This window comes from Cellulophaga omnivescoria, assembly GCF_001999725.1.
In the GTDB taxonomy this organism is placed as follows: Bacteria; Bacteroidota; Bacteroidia; order Flavobacteriales; family Flavobacteriaceae; genus Cellulophaga; species Cellulophaga omnivescoria.
Window position 1 is genome coordinate 564,859 of sequence record NZ_MDDP01000010.1, and the last position, 6,104, is coordinate 570,962.

Annotated in this window: 5 protein-coding genes; 3 read left to right on the forward strand and 2 right to left on the reverse strand. The window is 31.1% G+C overall.

The window, feature by feature from the left end; genetic code table 11:
- Nucleotides 1-7 precede the first annotated feature (7 nt).
- Together BFJ87_RS07530 and BFJ87_RS07535 are read left to right on the forward strand one after the other, a co-directional pair.
- Nucleotides 8-757 (forward strand): hypothetical protein, encoded by a 750-nt coding sequence (locus BFJ87_RS07530; protein WP_077402197.1) that lies wholly within the window; start codon nucleotides 8-10, stop codon nucleotides 755-757.
- A gap of 99 nt (nucleotides 758-856) precedes the next feature.
- The gene (locus BFJ87_RS07535; protein ID WP_077402200.1) at nucleotides 857-1,921 is read left to right on the forward strand and encodes a hypothetical protein; all 1,065 of its coding nucleotides are present in this window, start codon (nucleotides 857-859) and stop codon (nucleotides 1,919-1,921) included.
- A 160-nt stretch (nucleotides 1,922-2,081) separates the two neighbouring features.
- Here the strand turns inward: BFJ87_RS07535 and BFJ87_RS07540 are convergent, their stop codons facing one another.
- A complete protein-coding gene (locus BFJ87_RS07540; protein ID WP_077402203.1) occupies nucleotides 2,082-2,507 on the reverse strand; it encodes a hypothetical protein in 426 nt (141 codons plus the stop codon).
- A 210-nt stretch (nucleotides 2,508-2,717) separates the two neighbouring features.
- On the opposite strand from BFJ87_RS07540, the gene dnaG reads away from it, so the two are divergent.
- The gene (dnaG, locus tag BFJ87_RS07545; protein ID WP_077402206.1) at nucleotides 2,718-4,691 is read left to right on the forward strand and encodes a DNA primase; all 1,974 of its coding nucleotides are present in this window, start codon (nucleotides 2,718-2,720) and stop codon (nucleotides 4,689-4,691) included.
- Between the two features lie 22 nt (nucleotides 4,692-4,713).
- Here dnaG and BFJ87_RS07550 read toward each other — a convergent pair whose 3' ends face one another.
- The gene (locus tag BFJ87_RS07550) at nucleotides 4,714-5,847 is read right to left on the reverse strand and encodes an MBL fold metallo-hydrolase (protein WP_245799600.1); all 1,134 of its coding nucleotides are present in this window, start codon (nucleotides 5,845-5,847) and stop codon (nucleotides 4,714-4,716) included.
- Nucleotides 5,848-6,104: the final 257 nt, after the last annotated feature.

Genomic DNA, 6,104 nt, shown 5'->3' on the forward strand with positions numbered 1-6,104 from the left:
TAATACAATGGCACCTTTAAAATTTGAAGAACATTTAAAAGAAAAACTAGAAGGTAGAGAAATTGCCCCTTCTAGTAAGGCTTGGTCTAAAATTGCTGCGGGTTTGGAAAGCCAACCAATAAAACAAAAAAGTAAAAAACCAGCATATTTTGCTATTGCTGCTTGTTTAATTGGTTTGTTAATAGCTTCTGTTTGGTTTTTTAACACCGCACAAACAGATGTAAATACCCCGCAAGTGGTAGACGTAGATAAGATTAATTCTAAAAAAGAATCAATTTTAAAAGCAAATACAAGTTTAAAAGAGCAAAATGCAACTATTGTTACATCAAAAGAAGAAAATAAAAACCTGATAAAGGAAGTTGTAACAAAACAAAATTCTAAATTAACCATTAAAGAAAATCCACTAAAACAAAATACAGAGGTTGCGGTGCAACAAAACAATACAAAGGAGCTAAAATTAGCAGAACCAGAAAAAAAGTTAATAGATGCTAAACTTAATGTTGTTATAGAAAAACTAGCCTTGTTAGAAGAGAATAATGTTGCTGTAACAGATGCAGAAGTAGACTCTTTATTACGTAATGCGCAACAAGAAATTTTAGCAGAAAAAGCAATTAATGCAGGGATATCTATAGACGCTATGGCTTTATTAATAGAGGCAGAAAACGAACTAGACGTGAGTTTTAGAGATAAAATTTTTGACAATCTTAAACAACGCTATCTAAAATTAAAAACTGCGGTGGCTGCACGTGCTAACTAACAAATAAACATTCATCAATCAGAGTTTTATGGTTTTCTTCTGGCATATTGTGCTCAATATGCTAGAGGAATAATAAAACACATCTAAAATTTAATTATTATGAAAAAAACTACACACTACATTTTATTAATTATATCGGTTTTTTGTGTGCAAATCTCATTTGCTCAAGAAGAAATTAAGTCTAAAATAGATCTTTTACTAAAAGAAAAAGAGCAAATTAGAATTTATGAAAAAGATGCTCTAAAAGCTGAAATAGAAGCTATAACCAAGCGTTTAAATAAAAACGAAATCACAGCTGAAGAAGCTCAAAATTTAAAAACAGAAGCTGCTAAAAATAGAGCTTTAAATATAGAGAATAGGGTAGCTATTTTAGATAATAAAATAGCACTGTTACAGCGTAATGGTACAGACAAAGTTGTGGCTCTAGACTCTTTAGGTGCTAAATTTGAAATGGATGTATTTGATATAAAATTTAACGATAAATCTATTTTTTACAGTGAAACAAAAAAGCAAGAAGTTAAGTATGATGTTAGAACTGTGTCTGAACTTGTAATGGCTGTTGGTTTAAACAATGCAATTATAGATGGCCAATCTTTAGATGATTCTCCTTATAAAATAGGTGGTAGTCGTTTTTTTGAAATAGGAATTAATTGGAAAACAAGACTGTTTAAAAATTCTAATGCTGTACGTTTACATTACGGTTTTTCTTTTCAGTTTAATGGTCTTAAATTAGATGATAACTTATATTTTGTAGAGAACGGAAAACAAACAGAGTTGCAGGAGTTTGATTTTAATTTAGACAAAGCAAAGCTTAGAATGGATAACTTGGTATTTCCTGTACATTTTGAGTTTGGGCCATCTACTAAAGAAGAAACAGAGGAAACTTTACGTTATTATTTGGATAAAAAATTAAGAATTGGAGTTGGAGCTTATGGAGGATTTAATATTGGAACTCGCCAAAAACTTAAATATAAAGAAGATGGGGAAAAAGTAAAAGATAAGTTTAAGAGAGACTACAATACATCAGATCTAATTTATGGTTTAAGTGCTTATGCTGGTTTTGGAGAAACTGTCTTGTATGTTAAGTACGATTTAAACCCAATATTTAAAGATGCGTTAGTAGAACAACACAATATTTCTGTTGGCTTGCGTTTTGATTTGTAAATTAATTAACATAAAAAAAAGTCCTAAGCAATTGCGCTTAGGACTTTTTACTTAAATTTTTTAAATAAATGAAGAATCTTGAGCTAGTGGAAACTATGGAGACAATTTAAACTAGTCAAGATTCTTACCCTTATCAACCAAATAAGTATTGTTAATTTTATTAGACTACCACGTATAAGAATGATGAAACAATCATCCAAGCACCCAATATAAGTCCTACTAAACCTAATTTTCCTTGTTTAGGAGCAATTTTAGCTCTCATTTCTTCAGCTTTTGCTTTGGCAGCTTCGTTTTTAGATAATACATACTTGTTAATTAGTCCGTACCCTAACATAAATCCTAAAGCAGCTGTAACAATGTTACCTACTAAGTAAGTAATCCATAATATAGGCCAAGTACTTAACCAGCCTATAGTTAAAATAGCACTAACTATACCCCAAATTCCCCAAAAGCAAAACACCATTCCAATCCAACCTTGGTAAGGTTCAATTTTTTCTAGTAGTTCTTTTGCATTTGGTTTTTTAGAAAGTAATAAAGACGGTACTGCTAAAATGCTTAATAATATTAAAGAAATTCCCCAGCTCATAATTTTTAATTTTTTTTTAGATTAATATTGGTTTATTTAATTTTGATGTTACAAAGGTGCGGCCATTATAGAATTTAAATTACCCTTTGGCTAGCCTAAATACACACCCTGAAAACAGGGGTAACGGTAAAAACACTTATTTTAGAATAGTTTATTTTTTTGATATTTAGTTTCATTATATTTACCCTCTTATTTAAAATTTTTTAAAAATTGATTTCTAAATCTACTATAGACCAAGTTTATGAAACTGCTCGTTTAGAGGAGGTAATTGGCGATTTTGTACAGTTAAAAAAATCAGGTACCAACTTTAAAGGTTTGAGTCCGTTTACAGATGAGCGTTCACCAAGTTTTATGGTATCTCCTGTAAAACAAATTTGGAAGGATTTTAGTAGTGGAAAAGGTGGTAATGTGGTTGCTTTTTTAATGGAGCATGAACATTTTACGTATCCAGAGGCTATAAAGTACTTGGCTAAAAAGTATAATATAGAAATAGAAGAAACCGAACGTACTGATGAGCAAAAAGAGCAGGCAAATGAAAAAGAGAGTATGTACTTGGTGTCTGAGTATGCTCAAAAATACTTTTCTGAAGTTTTGTGGGAACGTGAGTTGGGTAAGGCTATAGGTCTAAGTTATTTTAAAGAGCGCGGTTTTACAGATGAAACCATTAAAAAGTTTAGTCTTGGTTATTGTTTAGATCAGTGGGACTCTTTTACAAATACTGCCTTAGATAAAGGGTATAAGTTAGAGTATTTAGAAAAAACAGGTTTAACAATTGTTAAGCAGCAAGAAGGAAAAGAGGCCAGAAAGTTTGATAGGTTTAAAGGCCGCGTAATGTTCCCTATACAGTCTATGAGCGGTAGAGTGTTAGGTTTTGGGGGGCGTATTTTAACTAACGATAAAAAAGCGGCTAAATACTTAAACTCTCCAGAGAGTGATATTTACCATAAAAGTAAAGTGCTTTATGGCATTTACCACGCTAAGCAGTCTATAGCTAAAGAAGACAATTGTTATTTGGTAGAAGGTTATACAGATGTTATTCAATTTCATCAAAGAGGTATACACAACGTTGTTGCTTCTAGTGGTACCGCACTTACTCCAGACCAAATAAGACTTATAAATAGACTAACAAAAAATATTACTGTTTTGTTTGATGGTGATGCGGCTGGCTTGCGAGCATCATTACGAGGTATAGATTTAATTCTTGAACAGGGTATGAATGTTAGGGTTTGTACTTTTCCTGAAGGTGAAGACCCAGACAGTTTTTCTAAAAACAACTCTTTAGAAGAAGTTCATCAATATTTAGAAAGTAACTCTAAAGATTTTATACAGTTTAAAGCTTCCTTATTAATTAAAGAAACAGCTAACGACCCAATAAAAAAAGCAGAAACTGTACGTGATATTGTAAATAGTATTTCTAAAATACCAGACAGGATTAAGAAAGAAATTTACATACAAGAGTGCGCGCAGTTAATGAATATTTCAGAATCTGTACTATTTAATACGTTAGCGCAGATAGGTAAAAAGGAGATTGCAGACGAGGTTAAAAAACAAAAAGAAGAGCAAAAACCTTTTCAGGTAGTAAAAAATGAGGTTGTACAAGAAAAGTTAGATGTACAATATGTTTTAGAAAAAAAGATAATAGAATTGCTTTTACTTTACGGGGATACTACTCAGCAGTTTGATGATTTGCTACTAAAAGAAGATGATAAAGGAGAACTTATTTTAGAAAAAGAAACTGTAGAGGCGCGTGTTTTTGAGAAAATATATTTGGATTTACAGGAAGATGAAATAGAGCTTACTAATGCTAAGTTTAGAGATATTTATTATAAGCTTATAGAGAACCTAAACGAAAAGGAACATTTTGAGGCAAATAAGTTTATTGGTGGTTTAGATCAAGATTTAGTCTCCGAAATTTCTTCTATTTTAATGGAAGAAGAAAAATATATTTTACATGATTGGGAGCGTAAAGAAATATATCCTAAAGAAAAATCTGTAAGTATAGGTCAGTTGGTTAGTGAAACCATTTTAACTTTACGCTGTTACCTTATAAAAAGGAGAATTGGAGAACTGCAAGAAAAAACTCAAGATCCAAGCCTAGATAATTCAGAAATTTTACAAGAAATAATGAATTATCTAAACCTAAACTCTTTATTGGGTAAAAAATTGGCCAGAGTACTGTCTTAATTATATAAGTACGTAATTATTTTTAATAGTTCTCCCACCAATTAGTGCTTTTGTTTACAGCGTCTTTTATTATAATTTCATCTCCAATTTCTGGGGTTAGAACCTCTAAGTTTAATTCTAGAGCTTTTGCTTTTACACGTGTAACAGGATCTGTCCAGCTATGTAAAGCTAATTTAAAGCCAGCCCAGTGTATCGGGACAATTTTTTTGGCTTGCACATCTACGCCCGCTTGTGCGGTTTCTTCGGGCATCATATGTATATCTGCCCACATTTGGTTGTATTGTCCGCATTCCATTAGGGCAATATCAAAAGGGCCGTATTTATCTCCAATTTCTTTAAAGTGTGGGGAGTAGCCACTATCCCCACTAAAGTAAATGTTATCTTGTTTAGATTTTATTACCCAAGAGCTCCAAAGTGTGCTTTGGCTGTTGTTAAGTTTACGTCCAGAGAAATGTTGTGCTGGAGTACAAACAAAAGTTAAGTTGTCTAGTTTTGTGTTTTGCCACCAATCTAATTCTGTAATCTTATCTTTTGCTACGCCCCAAGCTTCTAAATGTACACCTACACCTAACGGTACATAAAAGTGTTTGGCTTTGTCTTTAATTTTTAAAATGGTTTCATAATCTAAATGATCATAATGATCGTGCGAAAACAATACAGCATCAATTTTATTAAGCTGTTCTAATGCTATAGGGAATTTAGAATTAAATCTATTAGCCCCCATTAATGGATGTGGAGCAGCAACTTTACCTAACATTGGGTCTAAAAGAATGTTTTTACCTTCAATTTGTAATAGAAAAGAAGAGTGACCATACCAAAAAAGTCGAGATTCTTTGTTGTAATTTGCAATATCAACAGAGTCTACTGTTTTTACATTTAAGTCTTTTTTAGGTCTAGCATCAGGTACTTTAGTTGTAAAAAATTTGTAGGCTAATGATAGTGTTTGTGTAAAACTTAAATCTTTGGGTACAGGTAAAGTGTTGTTAAACTTGCTGTTTTTGTATTGAGCAGATTTTTTATAAATTTCTTTACGCTCTTTGGTAATATCACCACCAAATGTTGGGTAAAAATTAGTAAATAAAAAATAGGCTATTACTAATGCTATAAGTATTGTAAATATTGTTACCATTATTTTTTTAAGTATTTTTTTTAGCATACCGCTGATAGTGAGTTTTTAAAAGCTACAAAATTAAACAACAAATTGTATTGTAATAGGTAGTTTGGGTTTTAGTTAAGATTTGTATTAATAATAAAAAAAGCCAGCTTTTAGCTGGCTTTTTTTATTATTAATACGTACTAATTTTCTTAGAAAATATCTAATGCTTTAGCTTGTTGTAATAATTATACAATATTTTATACGTTTAATTTCTTCTTAATAATAAAATTTTAATTACTAATGTTTTTTTTTTTTTT